The organism is Sphingomonas degradans (assembly GCF_053502645.1).
In genome coordinates this window covers 2,886,205-2,903,937 of record NZ_CP177172.1, presented here as the reverse complement: position 1 = coordinate 2,903,937, position 17,733 = coordinate 2,886,205, and the positions used below count along the sequence as shown (strand labels likewise).

The 17,733-nt window shown below is 66.4% G+C and carries 16 protein-coding genes; 7 read left to right on the top strand and 9 right to left on the bottom strand.

Annotation, left to right across the window (positions count from 1 at the left end):
- Positions 1–16: 16 nt before the first annotated feature.
- Positions 17–1,591: a FadR/GntR family transcriptional regulator gene (locus tag ACG3SL_RS13150; RefSeq protein ID WP_448661610.1), complete on the bottom strand. Its 1,575-nt coding sequence runs from the start codon at positions 1,589–1,591 to the stop codon at positions 17–19.
- A 288-nt stretch (positions 1,592–1,879) separates the two neighbouring features.
- Between ACG3SL_RS13150 and ACG3SL_RS13145 the strand changes: the two genes are divergently transcribed.
- Positions 1,880–2,731, top strand: coding sequence for a MaoC/PaaZ C-terminal domain-containing protein (locus ACG3SL_RS13145; protein WP_448661609.1), 852 nt, complete (start codon positions 1,880–1,882; stop codon positions 2,729–2,731).
- Positions 2,732–2,768: 37 nt separating this feature from the next.
- On the opposite strand, the gene ACG3SL_RS13140 is transcribed toward ACG3SL_RS13145, so the two are convergent.
- From ACG3SL_RS13140 to ACG3SL_RS13120, 5 genes are read right to left on the bottom strand one after another with little or no spacing between them, the layout of a single operon-like run.
- On the bottom strand, positions 2,769–3,086 hold the full coding sequence (locus ACG3SL_RS13140; protein WP_448661608.1) for a 2Fe-2S iron-sulfur cluster-binding protein: 318 nt from the start codon (positions 3,084–3,086) through the stop codon (positions 2,769–2,771).
- 41 nt (positions 3,087–3,127) lie between these two features.
- Positions 3,128–4,240, bottom strand: a complete 1,113-nt coding sequence (locus ACG3SL_RS13135; RefSeq protein ID WP_448661607.1) for an acyl-CoA dehydrogenase family protein — start codon at positions 4,238–4,240, stop codon at positions 3,128–3,130.
- A complete protein-coding gene (locus ACG3SL_RS13130; RefSeq protein WP_448661606.1) occupies positions 4,240–5,199 on the bottom strand; it encodes an acyl-CoA dehydrogenase family protein in 960 nt (319 codons plus the stop codon). The genes ACG3SL_RS13135 and ACG3SL_RS13130 overlap by 1 nt, the downstream gene beginning before the upstream one ends.
- 1 nt (position 5,200) lies before the next feature.
- Positions 5,201–6,157: an acyl-CoA dehydrogenase family protein gene (locus ACG3SL_RS13125; RefSeq protein ID WP_448661605.1), complete on the bottom strand. Its 957-nt coding sequence runs from the start codon at positions 6,155–6,157 to the stop codon at positions 5,201–5,203.
- Positions 6,158–6,161: 4 nt separating this feature from the next.
- Positions 6,162–7,310, bottom strand: a complete 1,149-nt coding sequence (locus tag ACG3SL_RS13120; protein ID WP_448661604.1) for an acyl-CoA dehydrogenase family protein — start codon at positions 7,308–7,310, stop codon at positions 6,162–6,164.
- A gap of 282 nt (positions 7,311–7,592) precedes the next feature.
- Here ACG3SL_RS13120 and ACG3SL_RS13115 point away from each other — a divergent pair, with 282 nt between their 5' ends.
- The 6 genes from ACG3SL_RS13115 to ACG3SL_RS13090 all read left to right on the top strand — a co-directional run bounded on the left by ACG3SL_RS13115 (position 7,593) and on the right by ACG3SL_RS13090 (position 15,124).
- Positions 7,593–9,719 carry an acetate--CoA ligase family protein gene (locus ACG3SL_RS13115; RefSeq protein WP_448661603.1) on the top strand — a complete coding sequence of 709 codons (2,127 nt, stop codon included), beginning with the start codon at positions 7,593–7,595 and terminating at the stop codon, positions 9,717–9,719.
- Between the two features lie 81 nt (positions 9,720–9,800).
- Entirely contained in the window at positions 9,801–11,030 is a 1,230-nt protein-coding gene (locus ACG3SL_RS13110; RefSeq protein WP_448661602.1) for a cytochrome P450, read from the top strand.
- Complete coding sequence (locus ACG3SL_RS13105) at positions 11,027–11,827, top strand: enoyl-CoA hydratase-related protein (RefSeq protein WP_448661601.1); 801 nt, start codon at positions 11,027–11,029, stop codon at positions 11,825–11,827. Before ACG3SL_RS13110 ends, ACG3SL_RS13105 begins: the two co-directional genes overlap by 4 nt.
- An 87-nt stretch (positions 11,828–11,914) precedes the next feature.
- On the top strand, positions 11,915–12,316 hold the full coding sequence (locus tag ACG3SL_RS13100) for a Zn-ribbon domain-containing OB-fold protein (protein WP_448661600.1): 402 nt from the start codon (positions 11,915–11,917) through the stop codon (positions 12,314–12,316).
- A gap of 19 nt (positions 12,317–12,335) precedes the next feature.
- A complete protein-coding gene (locus ACG3SL_RS13095) occupies positions 12,336–13,487 on the top strand; it encodes a thiolase family protein (protein WP_448661599.1) in 1,152 nt (383 codons plus the stop codon).
- Positions 13,484–15,124, top strand: a complete 1,641-nt coding sequence (locus tag ACG3SL_RS13090) for a GMC family oxidoreductase (RefSeq protein ID WP_448661598.1) — start codon at positions 13,484–13,486, stop codon at positions 15,122–15,124. The genes ACG3SL_RS13095 and ACG3SL_RS13090 overlap by 4 nt, the downstream gene beginning before the upstream one ends.
- Before the next feature lie 28 nt (positions 15,125–15,152).
- Here ACG3SL_RS13090 and ACG3SL_RS13085 read toward each other — a convergent pair whose 3' ends face one another.
- From ACG3SL_RS13085 to ACG3SL_RS13075, 3 genes are read right to left on the bottom strand one after another with little or no spacing between them, the layout of a single operon-like run.
- Entirely contained in the window at positions 15,153–16,028 is an 876-nt protein-coding gene (locus ACG3SL_RS13085; RefSeq protein ID WP_448661597.1) for an alpha/beta fold hydrolase, read from the bottom strand.
- Positions 16,025–16,888: an SDR family oxidoreductase gene (locus ACG3SL_RS13080; protein WP_448661595.1), complete on the bottom strand. Its 864-nt coding sequence runs from the start codon at positions 16,886–16,888 to the stop codon at positions 16,025–16,027. Before ACG3SL_RS13080 ends, ACG3SL_RS13085 begins: the two co-directional genes overlap by 4 nt.
- A gap of 23 nt (positions 16,889–16,911) precedes the next feature.
- Positions 16,912–17,727 carry an enoyl-CoA hydratase/isomerase family protein gene (locus tag ACG3SL_RS13075; protein WP_448661594.1) on the bottom strand — a complete coding sequence of 272 codons (816 nt, stop codon included), beginning with the start codon at positions 17,725–17,727 and terminating at the stop codon, positions 16,912–16,914.
- Between the last annotated feature and the right edge of the window lie 6 nt (positions 17,728–17,733).

The window sequence follows — 17,733 nt, the reverse complement described above, 5'->3', positions numbered from 1 at the left end:
CGCACCCGGACGCCGATCAGGCGTCGAGCCACATGCGGGACTGGGTGAACAACCGCGTCATCGCACCGGTCGCCGCCGCGACGTCGTGATCCGCGATGGCGGCGACCAAAGCGCCGTGCTGCCGGATCAGCCAGGGCATGCTCGCGGCGCTCACGGGCGGGAAGACGACCATTCCGTACCGAAGCAATGTCTTGATAAACAACGATAGGGCACGATTCTCGGTGCGATCGGCGATCTCGCGGTGGAGCAGCGCGGAGCGGGCGAGGAAGTCGAGCGGGGTCGCCTGCTCCAGTTCCTGGAAGGCCTGGCGCAGTGCCTCGCAATCGGCATCGGAGGCGATCGAGCACAGGGTTTCGGCGGCGAACACCGACAGGCGCGACTGCACCTCCCACAGATCGCGCATCCGAATACCGGTGGAACGCAGATAGGTGACGACGACTTCTTCGGTGTAGGCGGAATCGACCCGGCCGACGATAAGGCCGCCGCTTACCCCGGGCTTGACCCGCACGATGCCGTGCAGTTCGAGCTGCCGTACCGCTTCGCGAAGCACGGCCCGGCTCACGCCAAGATGTTCCTGCAAGGCCGCTTCGTTGCCTAGATTATGGCCCTCTCGCCAATCGTTGCGCTCCAGTTCCTGCACGATGGTGGTGCAGGTACGCACGCTCAGCTTCTGGTTCAGCCCGACTTCGTCCGCCCAGTTCGGGATCGCGTCGAACGGTTCGATGGGGAATTGCGACGGCGCCATGAGGCTCTGAGTCAGCGTTGCCCGCAGCCGCCGGCGTGAATCGAGCAGAACGAGCCGTTCCGCCTCGCGGTCGTCGCGCGCGAGGATCGCGTTGATCAGTTCGACCTTGTAATTGCTCGACAGGTTGCGGTCGCGCAGAAACGCGGCACGGTCGACGTGCAGGACGCGCAGAATGTCGCTGAGCACGCCGTTCAGGGCTTCGATGAACAGCGGCAGCGCGGGGTTGTGCGAGGCCGTGGCGACGGCGAGGCGTGCGCGCATGTTCCACGCGACGCTTTCCGGCGCGCGGCTTCCCTCGGAGGGGAAGTCCGCCAGGATCGCGTTGAAAGCGGCGATTGCCGCATCATCGAGCCGTTCGGTGGCGAGGCGGGCGGCCATGACCTCCAGTTGCTCGCGAACCTCATGCTGCTCGCTGAAGCTGATCCTTGTCAGCTCCAGATAGGTCACGATCGCGCGAACCGCGGCGAGCCGGGGGGGGCTGTTCACGATCAGCCCGCCGCCCGCACCGCGCCGCATCGTCGCAGCCCCATGTTGTTCGACCTGGCGCACCGCTTCGCGGAACGTCGCGCGCGAGATGTCGTACCGTGCGATCAGCTCTCGCTCCGTTCCCAGGACGCGGCCGGTCTGCCATTGTCCCGCTCCGACATCCTCGAGGATCAGGCGGGCGATCCGCTCGCCAAGCTTGGACTTGCGGACATGGCCGTGGCTCTTGGCTTCCAGCAGGTCCGAATAAATCTGAAGCCGCGCCTCCACGAGGTTCGAAACCTTTGTAGCGGGCTGTGCGCCGGTGGTCTCGACAGTGGCGTGGTCGTGATCAAGCGCCGGGTTTGGTTCCGGTGAATCCATGTCCTTGCATATCTTTCGTCGACGGCGATGCATCCTAAACCGCATCGTAGCATCGGGTCTACCATTTCACGGGAGCGGCACTTGGTCCGTGCCGGATCGACGTCACTGTACCACCGATTTCTCGTCGCACAATCACCAAGTCGATGGACCGTCACTGCAATAGAGTGTACTGGTTAAGTGGTGGTGACGCCGCCGTCCGATCCGGTGTGTCGTATCGTCGGTTCCCGTCAGGGCCATGCCACCCGCAGGCGTCATCGATAGCCATCGTTATCATCATAAAGGAATGATATGCCTATCAATGTTGATGCAATCCGTAACCGCGTCTTCGCGCCGGTGACCGAGGCATATGGTCCTGACCGCGCTATTCTCTACGCGCTCGGGCTGGGCGTGGGAAGCGACGCCAACGCAGCGGATCTTACACTGGTATATGAGCAATCCCTGAAGGTGCTGCCGAGCTTGGCGGTCGTGCTCGCGCCGGATCCTTTTTGGATGGAGGAGCCCGAACTCGGCGTGACGTTTGCGCAGGTATTGCATGGCGAACAGGGGCTCGAGTTGCATACGCCGATCCCGCCTTCGGGGACGGTCGTCGCACAGACCACAATCGACGGGCTCTACGACAAAGGCCCCAAAGGAGCCGTGCTGCTGCTACGGCGCGAACTCCATACCGCGCAGGGCGAGCATCTCGCCACGGTGCGCTCTACAGCCTTTCTGCGCGCCGATGGCGGCTTTGGCGGCAGCAGCGAGGGCCAACCGGCGCCGCATCCCGTGCCAGAGCGGTTGCCCGATCTCGTTCTGCCGCTGTCGACGCGACCGGACCAGGCGCTGCTCTATCGCCTGTCGGGCGACTATAATCCGCTGCACATCGATCCCGTCGTCGCGGTGCAGGCGGGGTTCCCGCGCCCGATCCTGCACGGACTGTGCAGCTATGGGGTTGCCGGGCGGGCGATCGTGCGGGCGCTGTGCGACGGTGATCCGGATCGGTTGCTGCGCCTGGACGCGCGCTTCTCAACGCCGGTCTTCCCCGGGGAGACGCTGGCGACCGAAATCTGGCACGAGGGCAACGGCCGTGCCGCCTTCCGTGTAAAGGTGGTCGAGCGCGACGTGATCGCGCTCAACAACGGGCGCGCCGAATATCGATAGACGTATGGCGTGCGCCGCGCGGCGCACGCCGGCTGGATCAGTCTTCGGCGGCGATGCGGAAGCGCATCCCGTCGAGCGCTGCCGTCACCGGAATCTGGCAGGCAAGGCGGGATTGCGGCACCCGATGGGCGGAACTGTCCAGCAGATCGCTCTCCGCCTCGGACATCGCTGGAAGTGCGTCGCCTGCGGAGTCTTCTGTGAGCACATGGCACGTGGCGCACGCGCAGCCGCCGCCGCACAGCGCGAGCAGCTCGTCGATCCCGGCATTGCGGATCGCTTCCATGACGGAGATGCCCTCTTCCGCAACGACGGGATGTTCCGTCCCGTCGCGGGTGAGGATGGTGAGGTTCGGCATTCTGCTACTCCATGTTTTGGTCGGGTTGGCGCCGCGGTCGCTCAGGCGCGCAGCCCGAGCCCGCCGCGCGCGATGATGCTGGTCATGATTTCGGTCGTCCCACCGCCCAGCGATTCTTCCATGGTCTGGCGCCATAGCAGCTCGGTGACGCTGCCCTCGCGCACGGCCTCGGGCATTCCGAATTCCATCGCCGCGCGGGCGATTGCCTGAATCGTATCGGTCGACGCGCGCTTGTTCGCCGCTGCGGCGACGCTGGCCAGCGCATCATTGCCATAGGCGGCGAGGATGCGCAGCGCGTGCGCCTGGCATTCCAGCACGCTGACGGCTAGTTCGGCCAGCCGTTCCCGCACGACGGGATCGTCGGTCAGGCCCCGCTTCGTCGCCCAGTCGCGGACTTCCTCATAATCGGCCAGCACCCTTTTTGGGGGGAACTGGACGTGGCGCTCGTCGGCCAGGCTGGCGTTCATCATCTTCCACGCTCCATTTTCCGGGCCGATACGATGCTCGGCGGGGACGAGAACGTCGTCGAAGACGAGCTCGCAGAAGATGTTGCCGCTCATCTTGGCCATGGGCCGGATCGAAAGCCGCGGCGACTTCAGATCGACGATCATCAGCGAGAGGCCCGCCGCCCGGCTGCCCGCATCACCGGTGCGGCAGAGCAGCCACAGATAGTCGGAGACCTGCGCGGCCGAGCTCCAGATCTTCGTTCCCGACACGACATACGTTTCACCGCGGCGCTCGGCCGTCACCCGCAGCCCGGCAAGGTCCGATCCCGCTTCCGGTTCCGAATAGCCGAGCGAGAACATCAGTGCGCCAGAACGGATGGGTTCGAGCCAGCGCTGCTTCTGTGCCTCGGTACCGTGGCGGATGATGGTCTTGGCGACGATGCCGGCCGAGAGCGGGGGGCGCGCGATACGGGCGTGGGCCATTTCATCCCAGAGCAGGAACTCGTAGATCGGCGGTAACCCGTGGCCGCCATATTCGACGGGCCAGCCAAGCGACAACCAGTTGCGCTCGCCCAGTGCGTGATGCAGCGCCCGCAACCGGGCGGGCTCCTCGCCGCACAGATACTGGTCCGTGCCGAGCCAGGGTTTGAGGAAGGCGCGCACCTCTGCAAGAAAGGCGCGTTCTTGTACTGAGAGCGAAAGCTGCATCAGATGGACTCCGCGACGGGCCAAAGATCGGGGGAGAGCGCCGCTGCAATGTCGAGCGGCAGCCCGGAACGCGTCTGGCGGACCGATGGCGCCAAGGTCGCGAGCTCCTGGATGCGCCGCGACAGCCAGCCGACCGGGCCATCGTCGAGCACGCCATAGGCACCGAACACCTGGTGCGCCGCGAACGAGGCCTTCAGTGCTGCCCGCGACGCCGACAGTCGTGCGGCACCCGCGATGGCGGGCGCGTCGTCGCGGCGCGCGTCCAGTGCCCGTGCGGCACCGCGCGCCAGTAATTCTGCGGAATCGAGCAGCATCAATGCCTCGGCAAGCGGATAGGCGACCGCCTGGAACTCGCCGATCGCTCGGCCGAACTGGCGCCGCGTGCGTGCATGTTCTGCCGCGGCATCCACCAGAAATCGCCCGGCGCCGGCGACATAGGCCGCCGATGCCATGTCGTAGCGGGCACGTACGGCAACGCCGTCGCCCGTGAGGGGGGCTCCCGCGGTAACGTCCGCAGCCCGGGTCCGGCCCAGCGTTGCCACCGCCGGGCCGACGACGGCGCTTCGTAGCGTGTCCGCCTCCAGGCAAATCACGTCGTCGGCGATCTCGGCCCAGGCGACCAGAGGGGCGGCGCCAATGGTGACGATGCGTGCACCGCTTGCCTGCGCATCCCAGGCGGGGCCGGGCACCGCAGACGCGGCGATGGTGTGCGGCACCGGCCCGGGAAAGCCGTGATAGCCGAGCACGCCGGTACCGATGCACGCCAGCAGCAGTGCATCCTCCATGTCGGTGCCGGCAATCTCGAACAGGCCGAGCTCGGCCAATTGCTGCCAGAGCGCGCGCGAGAAGCCGACGGCGCGGCGTTCCAGGACGTCGCTTCCCAGCACCTGCTCGCAGAAGCTTTGCACCGAGTCCTTAAAGGCCGCAGCCTCCGGGGACAAATCCAGGATGATCGGCATGTCAGGCGGCCTCCGTGCTCGGTAGATCCCAGACCGCGTGCGCCAGTGCCGCCGCCTGCGCTGCCGGGCCGCCCAGATCGCCCTGGAGCAGCCGCAACCGGAAGGTCCAGCAATGCAGATCGTGCTCGAGCGTCATGCCCAACGCGCCGTTGAACTGGTGGGTATCGTAATTGATCGAAGCGATCGCTTGTTGCGCGTACAATGCCGCGCAGAGTGCGTCGGCAGCGGAGCCGCTCCACGCCGCTCGCATCGCCAGCCAATAGCTGGCGCGGGCAGCCTGCAGGTCGGCGGACAAACGATGCTGTACTGCCTGGAACGAGCCGACCGGGCGACCGAACACCTTGCGTTCCTTGACATAGCTAGTGGTGAAATCGACCGCCGCCTGCATCGCTGCGGCGCTTTCCAGCGTGGTCGCGATGCGCCAGAGCCGGTGCAGTTCGGGTAGCGCCCCGGCGCCGAGGCGCCGCGCCCGTGAAAGATCGGGTGGCGCGGTCAGTCGACCGACCGGATAGGCGTACATGGCGTGCACGGTCGCTACATCGAGTTCTTCGGTAGACAGGACGGCAACATCGTCGCCGAGATCGACGATCAGCGTCTTCGCCCGGTCCAGCCAGCGCACCATGCGCGGTAGATCTTCGGCGCGGGCAATGGCGATCGGCCGCGGCAGTATCTCGCCCGTCAGCAAGGGGGCGACCAGCGCAGAGTTCGCCGCCTCAAGCGCCAGCGGGGACCGTCCGACCTCGTACACGAGGAGCGCCGCTTCCACCGCGCCATATCCCTCCACCGTCGCAACGGAGAAGAATTCGCCTGCCGTCAGCTCGTTGTCGAGCGCATCGGCGTAATGGAATTCCGCCGGTTTCAAGACACCGCCGATCCGCGGCACTTCAAGATGCGTCGAGACCATCCGCACGATGGCGTCGTGCAATGCCTTCTGATCGTCGTTGAGCTCTAGGTTCATCGTGTTATGCCCCCCGCGGCAGGCCGAGATAGCGGCCGGAGATCATGTTGAGCTGGACTTCCGCCGCGCCGGCCGCGATGCCGGCGGTGATTGCAGCCGTGAAGTGGGCGCGAAGCCAGCCATCACCGTCATGCGTCAGCAGATCCGGCAGATAGGTGGAGGCGATGTTGGCGACGGCGTGATCGGCCTGGATCATCGCAAAGCGGGCGACATTGGTGTCGGCGGTGGGCGGCAGGTTCTTCGCGCGTCCGTCGATCACGATATAGGTGAGCAGGCGTGCGGCTTCGACCGCCCCGAGCGCCGTCGCGCACTGCGCGCGGATGGCGGAATCGCCGAACAGGCCGCGTTCCTGGAGCAGCGCGACGATGCGATCGAGCGTCCGTCGCGAGAATTCGTATCGCGCTGCGCCGATGCGCTCATAGTGGAGGATCGTCGTCACAATCTCCCAGCCGCGGCCTTCTTCGCCGAGGCGCGCATCCTCCGGTACGAAAACCTCGGAGAGGAACAGTTCGTTGAAGTCGTGCGGACTGTGGATCGCCGGTATTGGGCGTACCTCCACGCCGGGCGTGTCGACCGGTAGGATGAAGCAGCTGACGCCGCTCTTGCCTGTCCCCCCGGCGCGGGCGAGCAGGAACAGCGTGTCGGCGCGGGCGGCGTAGGAAGTCCACACCTTGGAGCCGTTGATGCGATAGCCGCCGTCGACGGGCTCCGCGCGCGTTTTCATGTTGGCCAGGTCTGTGCCAGCTTCCGGTTCCGAAAAACCTTGGCACCACAATAGCTTGCCTTGGGCGATCGCGGGCAGGTAGCGCTGCTTCTGCGCATCGGTACCGAACGCCATGATCGCAGGCCCGACCCAGTTGGCGCCGAGATAGAGGGAGGAGCGCGGCTCGCCTCTCGACCACATCTCCTCGGAAAGGATAATCTGCTTCCACGCATCCGCGTCTTGGCCGCCATAGGCTCGCGGCCAGTGGCGCACGACCAGTTCGCGTTCGGCCAGTGCCGCGTTGAAGGAAGGCGCATTCGCCATCAGTTCCGGGCCGGCGGGTCCGTCATAGGCATAGCCATCCCACCAATTGTCCGGGAGTTGTTCGTTGAGCAGTGCGCGAAGCTCGGCTCGATAGGCCTGGTCGCTTTCGGTCCACGCAAAATCCATGCGCCTCTCCATCGTCGCGATGCGTCTGCGCGGTGTCGCAGTGCAGCGTTTTGCCCCTTCGATAGCATTCGAACGAAGCTTGGCAAGTCTAAATAGTATCCTGAAATGCCGCGTGTCGGCGCGTCCGTCGTTCTTCGCGTTTCATCCAAAGGATTGTCGAAAAGGCTGTTCGCTTGGGCTTGTCGAGCGCATGTCGGGCGGCTACAGAATGGCGTAACTAGTATACCAGAATGGCGCTACTCCCCTTGGAGTGGCAGTCATCGACTCAGGAGCGGTCTCAGGATGTCCAGCCTCTCAGCATTGTTCCGGCCGCGCAATGTCGCGATCGTCGGCGCGTCCGATCGCAATCCCTGGGGGGCGATGGCGTTGCGGTTGCTGGAATCGCTCGCGTTTGACGGTGCCGTCCATTGCGTCAATCCGCGTGGCGGAACCGCGATCGGGAGGCATTGCGCACGGTCCGCCGTCGCGATTGGCGAGACGGTCGACGCGGCCTTCATCGCAGTACCCGCCGCAGCGCTGCCCGACGCGCTCGAGGACATGGCGGCCGCAGGAATCCGGTACGGCGTGGTGGTGACCTCCGGCTTCGCCGAGGCAGGTCCGGACGGTGCGGCCGAACAGGCGCGCATCTTCGCGCGTGCGCGCCAGTTGGGCGTCACGCTGATGGGGCCGAACAGCCTTGGCTTCGTCAATTTCGCCGATCGGGTCGGGCTGGGGACGTTGCCGGTCGCGGTTCCCGCATTGCCGAACCCCCGAGTCGGGCTGGTCAGTCAGAGCGGCGCGACGGCCGGCATTCTCACGCGCAGCGCGGGCCGCAACAATGTCTCGCTAACCCACGCGGTCGCACTGGGGAACGAGGCGCACGTCGATCTGTCGCGCGTCGTCGACTTTCTCGTCGAGGATGCTCAGACCCGCGCCATTGCCATCTTTGCCGAAACGATCCGCGATCCCGCCAGCTTCCTGGCGGCGGCGCGCAAGGCGCTGCAGGCCCGCAAGCCGGTGGTGATGCTGAAGGTAGGTGTAGGCGAGCTAGCCGCAGCGGTGGCGCAGGCGCATACCGGTGCCCTAGTGGGCAACGACCGGATCTTTCGCTCGGCCGCGCACGAGACCGGCATCACGCTGGTCGACACGCTGGAAGATCTTCTCGCGACTGCGGACTTCATGGCCTATGCGGGGGTGTTGCCGGCGGGCAAGGCCTTCGCGGTCGCGTCGATCTCCGGCGGTGCTTGCGAGATGATCGCGGATCGTGGCGAAGATCATGGGGTGCCGTTTTCTCGCTTTGATTCCGACACCGCTGCTCGCCTGACCGCTGAGCTGCCGGGTTTCGCCACGGCGCACAATCCACTCGACATCACCGGCGCGGCGATGGCGGACCCCGATCTCTTCCGACGTTCGATTGTCGCGATCGCCGGCAGCCCGGACGTGGCGCTGATAGGGGCCTGCTTCGAGCTGCCTTCGTCACAGCAGGACCTGTCCCCGGTCAGCAAGCCCGTGCTGGGCGCCATCGGGCGGGGATTTGCGGAAGCCGGTGTGAAGGGCTTTCTGCTGCAGCAGACGATTCAGCCCATGTCCGGATTTGCGCGCGATATCGCGACGGAAGCAGGCCTGCCCCATGTTGCGAGCGGGATCGGCCAGACAATGGGCGCGGTGGGGGCGGCGTTCGCGTGGTCGCAAAAGGTGCATGTCGCCCCCGCCTCGGCGCCCCCGTCGCCGGTGCCGATTGGTGCCCGCCCGAAGAGCGAGCGCGAGACACTGGACGTTCTGGCATCGGCGGGCGTTCCGGTGGTGCCGGCGCGGATTGTCGGCTCCCGGGCCGCGGCGGTGGCTGCGGCGAGGGAGATGGCCGAACCGGTCGTGCTGAAAATCCTGTCGCCGGACATCGCGCACAAGACCGAAATAGGCGGCGTCGTACTGGACCTGATCGGGGATCAGGCAGTGGGCGATGCCTATGACGCGATGATCGCCCGGGTAGCGGCGGCGCGACCCGACGCGCGCATCGACGGCGTCATCGTATCGCCGTTGCGCCAGGGGGGGCTGGAATTGTTCGTCGGTATCGCCCGCGATCCCGCCTGGGGGCTCGCTATCGCCGTTGGCTTCGGCGGCACGCTCGTCGAACTGCTTCAGGATTCGGCGCTGCGGTTGCTGCCGGTGACGCCGCAGACGGTGCGCGAGATGCTGCGCGAGTTGCGCGGCGCGCGCCTGTTCAACGGCTATCGGGGGGCGCCGCCTTCCGACCTTGATGCCATTGCCGAGGCCGTGGCGCGGATTGGCGATGTCGCGCTGGCGCTGGGCGACGACTTGGCATCGCTTGAGGTCAATCCCGTGTGGGTTCGGGAAAGCCGGGTCGAGTGCCTCGACGCGCTGGCGTTGTGGCACGATTCCGTTCGGCACCGGGAGACGACCGAACATTGAAACGGCAATCAAGCGGCGGCCCGGCAAGCGCACGCAAGCACAGGCCCGCGGTTTTGGATAGGTAGGAGAGAGAGTGCGATGTTGACGAGCTTTGCGACACCGGCGGACGCAGCGGATCTGCAAGACGATGTCGCGCTGCGCGACTTCGTCTCTCGGTTCGACCATCATTCGCCGTTCTTCCGGGACCGGCACCGGGACGTCTTGCGATACATGCTCGCCCATTCGCCGGTTACCTGGACCGAAGCGCATGGCGGTTTTTGGGTGTTCACCCGCTACGAGGACGTGTGCCGCATCGCGAAGGACGACGAGACCTTCTCGTCCGAGGACGGCATCATCCTCCCCAAGCCGCTGAGCGACATCAGGAGCCTGCCCATCGAGAAGGATGCGCCGGCGCATCTCTTCTACCGTGTTCCGTTGAACGCCGCCTTCACGCCGGGCAAGATGCGCGAGCTGAAGCTTGAGTTGCGCGCGCTGGCCGATGAACTGATCGCCGCCAAACAGCCGCAGGGCGGCCTGGACATCGTGCTGGATCTTGCACAGCCGCTGGCTGGTATCATCACGATGCGCCTGTTGGGCGTTCCCGAGGAGGACTGGCACGCCTATGCCGGGCCGATCCACGACGCGACCTTCGGCAACGGAACGCCCGAGGAGCGGATGGCGGCGATCATCGACTATGGCACCCGCGTCGCCGCCGATGTCCGCAATCCCGACTATCGCAAGACCGGCGGAATCATCCAGCGGCTGCACGAGCATGAATCGCGCGGGCGAAGCTTCTCCATCGACGAGATCCAGAGCATGGTGAGCCTGGTCTATATCGGCGGGCTGGACACCGCCCAGGCGGCGGTGGGCACCTTCGCGGTCCACCTTGCGCGCAATCCAGCGCTGCGTGCTCGGCTCGCCGCGGATCCGTCGCTGATGCCACGCGCGGTGGAGGAATTCTTGCGGGTCATGGCGCCGCAACAGGCGCTCGCCCGCACCGCAACGCGTGACGTGGAGGTTGGTGGTGCCACGATCCGCAAAGGCCAGAAAGTGTTGATGCTGTGGGCGGCCGCTAACTTCGATTCGAGCAAGTTCGGTTGCCCGTTCGACGTTGATATCGAGCGCACCGACAATCGCCACCTGACCTTTGGCATCGGTGCCCATACCTGCCTGGGGGCGCCTTTGGCGCGCGTGGAGATCCAGGCCGCGCTCGAGGCGCTGCTCGCTGCCGCGCCGGACTATCGTCTGATCGAGGAGCAAATGGAGTTTGCCGAGGATGTCGGCGTGGTGTTCGGCTACAACAAGCTGCCCATCCGGTTCGACGCGGCATGAGCATGACGGCGGGTGATGCGCTTGCGGATGTGGTCCTCGTCGATCACCCGGCGCCGCATGTGCTGCGGGTCGTGCTCAACCGGCCGCAGGTTCACAATGCGGTCAACGGCACGCTCGCCCGCGCGCTGGAAGCGGCCGTCGACCGTTCCGAAGCGGATGCGGACGTACGGGTGGTGGTGCTCGCCGCCGCCGGAGAACGGAGTTTCTGTGCCGGTGCGGATCTGAGCGAGGTTGCAGCGGGACGGGGCCGGGACCTGGTGACTGAGCGCGGGGGCTTTGCCGGCTTCGTGCACGCGGCGCGGACCAAGCCGTGGATCGCGATGGTGAACGCCCAAGCGCTGGGCGGCGGGCTCGAACTGTGTCTCGCCTGCGACATGATCGTCGCGTCGTCTTCGGCGCGTTTCGGGCTCCCCGAAGCGCGGCGTGGCATCTTTGCGGGGGCAGGCGGGGCGTTTCGGCTGCCGCGCCGGATTCCGCGCGCCGTAGCGATGGAAATGCTGGCCACCGGCGAGCCGATCGACGCGCAACGGGCCTATGACCTGGGACTGATCAACCGCATCGCCGATCCGGACTCGCTGCTCGACGCGACGCTCGATCTGGCCGGCTTGATCGGCGCCAACGCGCCGCTGGCGGTGGTCGAGGCGCTCGCCCTGGCGCGGGCGGCGACGGAGGCGGACGAGCCGGCGCTCTGGGCGCGGAACGCGGAAACGGCCGCTCGGATCGCCGCCAGCGCGGATGCGCGCGAGGGCGCCCGCGCTTTCGTCGAAAAGCGGCGGCCGCACTGGCGCGGCTGCTAGTCGATCGCTTCAGTGCGACCGCCACGCCCGGGCGGCTGGTGGACGTTCCCTTTTGGACAAGGGCCACGGCCCTGGAAAGGTAGAGAGATGGGAGATGTTTTCGGGGCCGTTGCCTGGGTGACGGTCGAAGAGGGGAGCGGCCGGGTCGAGGCGCGGCGCTGCACCGCGTGCGGGGCCATCGTGACGCAGAAGACGCTGGCATGCCCGAGCTGCGGCGCGCGGGGAACGATGCAAGTTTTCACCGTCGCCGATACCGGGCGGCTGCACAGCTGGTCGATCGTCCATCGCTCGTTCCCCGGCGTGCCGGTACCGTTCATTTCGGCGGTGGTGGACATGGACGACGGCACCGTCCTCAAGTCCAATCTCCGGGGGATACCGGTGGAGCCGGAGGCGATCCGCTTTGGAATGCCGGTGCGGCTGGTGATGGAAGAAGCGGGCCAGGACGCCGCCGGCAATCGCTTTCTCGGCTATGTTTTCGAAGCGGCATGACGGGGCGGAGGATCTTCCAATGAGAGACGTATTTATCGTCGGCATCGACATGCTGAAATTCGGGCGCTTTCCGGGCCGCACACCAGGGCAGCTGGGCGCTGAGGCGGCGCTGCTCGCGATGGACGAGGCAGGCGTCGGCATCGGCGACATCGATGCGCTGTACTGTGGCAACCAGTTCGACCCGATCGGCATGATCGCGCAGGACGTGCAGAAGCAGATCGGCCAGACCGGAATCCCCGCCGCCAACGTGAAGAATGCCTGCGCCACCGGTGCAACTGCGTTCCGCGAGGCGATGTTCTTCATCCGTGCGGGCGCTGGCGAGATCACCCTGGCGATTGGTTGCGAGGTCATGCCGCGCGGCATGCTGGCCGGCGGGGAACCGGCGTTCGGGATCGACGTCGAGGGGCGGATGGGGTCGTCCTCGATGCCCTGTGTCTTCGCCGAAGCGGGCCAGTCCTACGCGCGCGATCATGGGACGAGCTTTGCCCAGTTCGCGCAGGTTTCGGTGAAGAACCACTGGCACTCCACCATGAATCCGAAGGCGATGTACCAGAAGGAAACGCCGCTGGAGGAAGTGATGGGCGCCGAGATGATCGCCTATCCCAATACCAAGCTGATGTGTTCGGTGAATGTCGACGGCGCGGCTGCTGCCGTGCTGATGAGCGGCGAGGAAGTCGCACGGCGCGGATTGACGGCACAGGCGGTGAAGGTGCGGGCGTCGGCGCTGGCTTCCGATCCCTATACGCCGCGCAACCTGGCGATGTGGGACATCAATGCAGCCACGCGGATGGCGGCGGATTCGGCCTATGAACAGGCCGGCGTCGGCCCCGAGGACATCGATCTCGTCGAACTGCACGATTGCTTCGCCACGGCCGAGCTGCTGCACTATGAGAATCTGCGGCTCTGCGGCGTCGGCGAGGCGGGGCGCATGATCGACACCGGCGAGACCCAGCTGGGCGGTCGCATCCCGGTGAACGTCTCGGGCGGGCTGCTCTCCAAGGGGCATCCGATCGCAGCCACCGGCATCGCCAATCTCTACGAGATTGCCACCCATCTTCGTGGCAGGGCTGGTCGGCGCCAGGTCGAGGGCGCGCGGCTGGGCATGACGCACGTCGTCGGCCTGGGTACCGTCGCCGCAGTGCATATTCTGGAGATGGCGGGGCGCGCATGACGAAGGCCAGGCAAGAAGCAGCGCCGCCACCCGCGGCCGACGTCATTATCGTCGGCGCCGGCAGCGCCGGGTGCGTGCTGGCGGCACGGCTTTCGGAAGATCCGGGCATCGAGGTGCTGTTGATCGAGGCGGGGTCGACGGGCGGCGGCTTCCTCGTCGATATGCCGGCCGGTACCTTCAAGCTGATCGGCGACGCCAAGGCCGACTGGCGATACCGTACCGAGCCCGATCCCTCGCTGGGGGGCCGCGAGGTGCAATGGTCGGGTGGGCGTATGCTGGGTGGCTCCAGCGCGATCAACGGGATGGTCTATATTCGCGGTGACCGTGCCGATTATGAAGACTGGGTGGAGGCCGGGGCGAAAGGCTGGTCGTTCGACGAGCTTCTGCCATATTTCCTGAAGTCCGAGGGGTTCGAAGGACCCGCCAGCCAGAGCCACGGTACGCTCGGCGCGCTTGCCGTTTCGGCCGGACGCACACGCGCCGCGGTAACCGACCTGTTCATCGCTGCCTGCAACGAAGTCGGCCTGCCGAGCAATCCCGATTATTGCAACGGCGACCCGTTCGGCGTGTTTCCGGTCTATAGCACGACCGGCGGCGGCCAGCGTTCCAGCGTCGCCAAGGCATTTCTGGAGCCCGCCCGCAGCCGTCCGAACCTGACGGTTCTCACCGAGGCGACCGTCGACAAGGTGATCGTCGAGCACGGCCGTGCGCAGGGCGTTCGCATTCTCCAAGGTGGCGAGGTTCGCGAGCTGCGCGCTGCCGCCGAGGTGATCATCAGCGCAGGCGCCATCGCATCCCCGGCCATCCTGCTGCGCTCGGGAATCGGTCCTGCCTCCGCGATAGTGCCGCACGGCATTGCGATGGTGCACGAACTGCCCGCAGTGGGTCGTAACCTGCAGGACCATAGTGCGACGTCGATCAGCAAGCTGGTCGACATGCCGACCTATAACAGCCCGTTCGGCCTGCTCGTGCTGGCGCGCAACCTGGCCCGCTATGCGCTGTTCAAATCGGGGCCGATGACGTCCGCCGCCGTGCAGGCCATGGCCTATGCGCGCTCGCGCCCCGATCTAGCCGTCCCCGACATCAGCCTCAGCCTGATGCCGCTGGCGGTCAGCTTTGCGAAGGGCAAGCCCGCGATGCACCCTCAGCCGGGGATCACCATCGCCGGAAATGTGTTGCGGCCGCGCAGTCGGGGCGAGATTCGCCTGCGCTCGGCAGATCCCGCTGCACTGCCAGTGATCGATCATCGCCTGATCGGTGATGCGCACGACATGGAGCTGCTGATCGCAACGTCGCGCCTGATCGCCAATGTCTATGACGCACCCAGCCTGAAGGCGCATGTCGTGGGTGAGAACATGCCGTCGCCGCTGCCCGACACCGATGCCGAGTGGGAGCGCTATATCCGCGCCTCGGCCGGCATCGGCTATCATGCCGCGAGCACCTGCCGGATGGGGGAGGGCCCCAATAGCGTGGTCGATCCTGAACTGCGGCTGCGGGGGATCGCCGGCCTGCGCGTGATCGACGCATCGGTGATGCCCAACATCATTTCGGGCAATACCAATGCGCCGACGATCATGATCGCCGAAAAGGGAGCGGAACTGGTGCGGCGCAGTCTCGCAGCGCACCGGGCCGGCTGACTGCGCCGCCCCTGGCGGCGATCGCCCCTCAATCGGGATCGATCGCCGCCAGGAAATCGACGATGGCGGCGTTGAACGCATCGTTGCGGTCGCCGGCGACCATGTGCCCGGCACCGGCAACGTCGACATAGCGCGCCTCGGGCACGAGCGCGCGGAAATGTGCAACTTCGGCGTCTCCCACCAGTTCGCTGCGCGTGCCGCGGACGAGCAGCGTGGGGATGCGAAGGCCCTGGGCGGCGGCTTCCAGCCGGGCGCGAAACGCCGTCGGCCGCAACTGCGGCGTCGCCATGAATTGCGGATCCCAGTGCCAGAACAGCCGGCCGCCGACTTCGCGCAGGTTACGGCGGAGCCCCGAGATGTCGGCCGGCCGAGGTCGGTGCGGGTTATAGGCCGAAACCGCGTCAGCGACCTCTTCCAGCGAGCCGAAGCCATCGGCATTGGCCCGCATGAAGGCACCGATCCGGGCTGCTCCGTCCTGATTGACCTGCGGGGTGACGTCGATCAGGACGAGTGCGCGGGCAGGCGGTGCGTCGGGTTCGCCGAGCAGCGCCAGTTGCGTCACCCCGCCCATCGATGCCCCGACCAATACCGGCCGGGGCGGCAGCTGCGCCATCACCGCGCGGAGGTCCCGGACAAAGGCGTCGAGCCGATAGTCCCCCGCTGGATCCCAGTCGCTCGCGCCATGGCCGCGCAGGTCGAGCGCGAAGACGCGGTAGCCGCGCTCGGCAATCGCGTGCAGGCCGGCTTTCCAGCTGCCCCGCGTCTGTCCGCCGCCATGCATCAGGATGACCGGGCGGCCTGTCTCTGGCCCGGCGACATCCGCCGCGATCCGCAGCCCGTCGGCGCCGTCGAAATAGCGGCTTGGCGACGGGTCCGTTATGCGCGCCGTGGCGGTCGGCATCATTCGAACCCGATCTCGGCGGTTTCGGGCAGGAAGATGCGGTCGTAATTGTCGACGATGCCCTGCACCGTCGGCATGTCGTCGCCAGGCCAATAACCCGGCCCGGCCACCATCCGCAGTTCCTGGATCTTCGAGCCGGAAACCGAGAGGATCTTTCCGGTAAGCGGCTTGGAAGCATCGCTCACCATGTAGAGTACCGCCGGCGCGAGACGCGGCGCTCGCCACTTGGCGGCCAGTTCGGGGGGCAGCAGCTGTTCGGTCAGCCGCGTGGTGGCGGTGGGGGCCAGCGTCCATACGCGGATGCCGAATTTCGCGCCTTCGATCGCCAGCACGTTCGACAGGCCCCAGATGCCCGCCTTGGCCGCAGCATAGTTGGCCTGGCCGAAATTGCCCAGCAGGCCGGAGGCTGACGAGGTGTTGACGATCACGCCGCCCTCGCCATGCTCCTTCATCCAGGTGAAGACCGGCCTCGTGACGGCGTAGGTGCCCTTCAGGTGGACGCGGATCACGGCGTCCCAATCGTCTTCTTCGGTCTTCACGAAGCTGCGGTCACGCAGGATGCCGGCATTGTTGACGAGGATATCGACCCGGCCAAATGCGTCCAGGGCGGCTTGCAGCAGTGTGGCAGCCTGTTCGGTGGAACCGACATCGGCGCCGTTCGCCACCGCCTCGCCGCCGGCTGCGCGGATCTCATCAACCACCGCCTGTGCCGCTGGCGATCCCGCGCCGCGGCCATCTGGTGCGCCGCCAAAATCATTGACGACGATTTTCGCGCCTTCACGCGCGAAGAGCAGCGCATATTCGCGCCCGAGGCCGCCGCCTGCCCCCGTGATGATGGCGACCTTTCCGTCCAGCATTCCCATGAAATTCCCCTCTTTTTACAGTATCAGCGTCGCGCGTTCCGGTCCGGATTCCAGGCCGGCGGGCGCTTGTCGCGAAACGAGTCCGGCCCTTCGGCGAAGTCCGGATGGCTCCAGTGCAGGCGCAGCAGCTGCCAGCCGCTCTCCAGCGCGCGGGAATAGCCCTGCTCCATTGCGCCCCAGATCGCCTGTTTGGAGAGCCGCATCGCGTTGGGCGAGTTGGCGGCGATTTCCTTCGCCAATGCCCGGGCACGGACGAGGGCGGCGGTCGGATCGGGTTCAAGCAGGTCGACCAGGCCCAGCTGGTGCGCGCGCGCGGCGTCCATGCGGAAGCTCTTGCCGGCCAGCGTCAGTAACATGGCGGTGCCCAGCGTCGAGCGCAGGGCGATTCCCATATTCTCGAGCGCACCGACCTGGCCGATGCTGGTATGGGTATCCATGAACTTGGCGTTGGCGGAGGCGATCACGATGTCGCTGTCGACCACCATGTGGAAGCCGCCACCGTTCACCAGGCCGTTGACGCAGCAGATGACCGGTTTCCATACCTTGTTCTGATAGGGCGAGAGATGTTGCGTCTCTTCCATGGTGCCCTGTTCCAGGGCGCCGGATTCGCCGTCTGTGGTCAGCCCCTCTACCGAAGCACCGGTGCAGAAATGGCGTTCCCCCGCGCCGGTGACGATCGCGACGCGAACTGCGGGGTTGTCGTCGACGTCGCGCCACACCCGCCGCAGTGCATGGTGCATTGCCATGGTTAGTGCGTTGCCCTCATGCGGGCGGTTGAGCGTGATCAGCGCGACGCCATCTGCGTCGATCTCGTAGAGCAGGCCATCGGGCAGTTCCATGCAATG